Source organism: Variovorax stachyos (genome assembly GCF_051400855.1).
Classification (GTDB): domain Bacteria; phylum Pseudomonadota; class Gammaproteobacteria; order Burkholderiales; family Burkholderiaceae_C; genus Variovorax.
On sequence record NZ_JBLFFN010000045.1, the window covers coordinates 1 to 2,036 of the forward strand.

Consider the following 2,036-nt stretch of genomic DNA (forward strand, 5'->3'; position numbering starts at 1 on the left):
AGCGCTGCCGCGAGTGGCCGATCGCCGCTGCGCAGCGCGGCCTCGATCAGCGTCAGGTCGAGCAGGTCGCGCTGGGCGTGGCTGCCGCCGAAGCGATGCGCACTCGAGCGGATCGGCCGCAGCAGCGCGACGACCGTCGAGTGGTCGCCAGCCACGAAGGCCTGCACGGCGCGCGTCGCGGCCTCGCCGACCTCGGCGGTGAAGGCGCGGGTGTCGCCGTCGCCAGCGAGCGCGGCCCGCTGCGTCTCGCGCAACTGCGCTGCGAGATCGCTGCGCCCTGCGCTCGCGAAGGCCATCATCGCGTGCAGGTCGTTGAAGGCATAGTTGCCCGCGGTGGCATGCGGCGCCCAGCGTTCGGCCAGCGGCTGCCAGCGGTCGCCGACGTCCACTCCGCGCAGCGCGAGGCGCCACAGCAGTGCGCATTGGTCGATCATGTCGAGCACGACCGCCGAGCTCGGCCCGCCAATCGACGCGTCGTACATCGCGAGCACCTCGTCGTGCCGGTCCTGCTCGAGCTTGAACAGCGCCAGGTGCCACCAGTTGTGCACGGCGAAGAAGCTGTCGCGCGACCAATGCGCCGCATTCGGCTCGAGCCAGGCGATGCCGTCCTCCGGCGCATTGCGCATCTCGTGCACATGCGCCACCGCGTGCCAGGCCCAGGTGTCGCGCGGTTGCAAGTCGATCGCGCGGCGTCCGGTGCGCTCGGCCTGCGCATAGTCACCGGTCTCCTCAAGCCCGAAGGCGTGCATGCCGAGCACCGCATGGTGGCCGGGCATCGCCTCGTTCCAGTGCGGCCGCACGCGCGCGATGCGGTCGCGCAGCATGCGCGAATCGCCGGTGAAGAAGTCCACCTGGTGGCCGGCCTGCAGCGCGAGCAGGTCGCGCGGGTGCTGCGCCGACAGGTCCTCCAGCATGCGCGCGGCGTCGCGCCAACGGCCGGCGGCAACGAGCGCGGCGGAGCGCGCATGCATCCGCTCGCGATCGGTTCGCGCGTGGCGCGCCGCGGCCTCGGCCGCCTCGCGCGCGGTCGCGAGCGCCGGCGCGTCGGTGCCGAGCAGGTGAAGCCAGGCTCGCAGCGTGTGCGCGATCGACATGCCCGGCGCCTCGGCGAGCGCACGGTCGATCTTGGCGAGCGGGTCGCCGATCAGGCAGCGCATTTCGTGCGCGGCCTGGTCGTAGTGGTCGATCGCGGCGGCGGTGGCACCGCTCACCGGATGTCCCAGGGCGTCGATCAGAACGGTCATCGCCGGGTCTTTGAGAGATCAGACAAGCGCCGCGCCGACGGCGGCGGAGGCGACAAAGCGGCTCAGGTCGAGAGCGAAGCGTTGCGGCTCCTCCCAGTGCATCGCATGCCCGGCGTCGGCGTATTCGACAAGCCGGGCGGTCGGGATCAGGCCCAGCATCGCCTTCTGGTCGGTGGCCGAACAGAACGCATCGTGCCGGCCCCAGACGATCAGCGTGGGCACCCAGATCTCGCGCAGGCGCGCCGAGAAGTCGTCGCCGATGAAGCCGGCGAAGGCGGCGCGCCAGACATGCGCCGGGACCTTCAGGCTTTCGGCGACGAATCGGTCGAGCATCGAAGCGGCGATCGGCCGGGCCAGCGTGCTCTGCTGGAAGTCGCGGGCGACGGCGTCGGGCACCGGGTCGGTGAGCGGCACGATCTGCTCGCGGTGGTAGGCGAGCACCTCGGGCGGCCGGCCGAACCACGGCATCGTGCCGGCCAGCAGCAGGCCGGCGACCCGCGAAGGGTGGTCGATCGCAAGGCGCATCGCATTGACGCTTCCCATCGAGTGACCGACGATCACCGCGCGCTGGATCTCCATCGCGTCCATGAAGGCCGCCACGTCGGCGGCGAAGTCGGCGGGCCGGTATCCTCCGGCCGGCTTGTCGCTGCCGCCATGGCCGCGTTGGGTGAGCGCCATCACGCGCAGATGGGATGGCAAGTGGGCCAGCACCGGCTCGAAGGAGCGCCACGAGTCGGTGACGCCGTGCAGCGAGATGACCGGCGTGCCGGAGCGGGCGCCCTGTTCGGCGAA

Annotated in this window: 2 protein-coding genes; both read right to left on the bottom strand. The window is 71.8% G+C overall.

Annotation, left to right across the window (positions count from 1 at the left end):
- On the bottom strand, positions 1-1,244 hold a 1,244-nt coding region (locus ACMGEZ_RS29600), incomplete at its 3' end, for a tetratricopeptide repeat protein (RefSeq protein WP_436825846.1).
- Positions 1,245-1,262: 18 nt separating this feature from the next.
- Positions 1,263-2,036 (bottom strand): alpha/beta fold hydrolase (locus ACMGEZ_RS29605; RefSeq protein ID WP_436825847.1); only part of this gene is annotated, 774 nt, incomplete at its 5' end.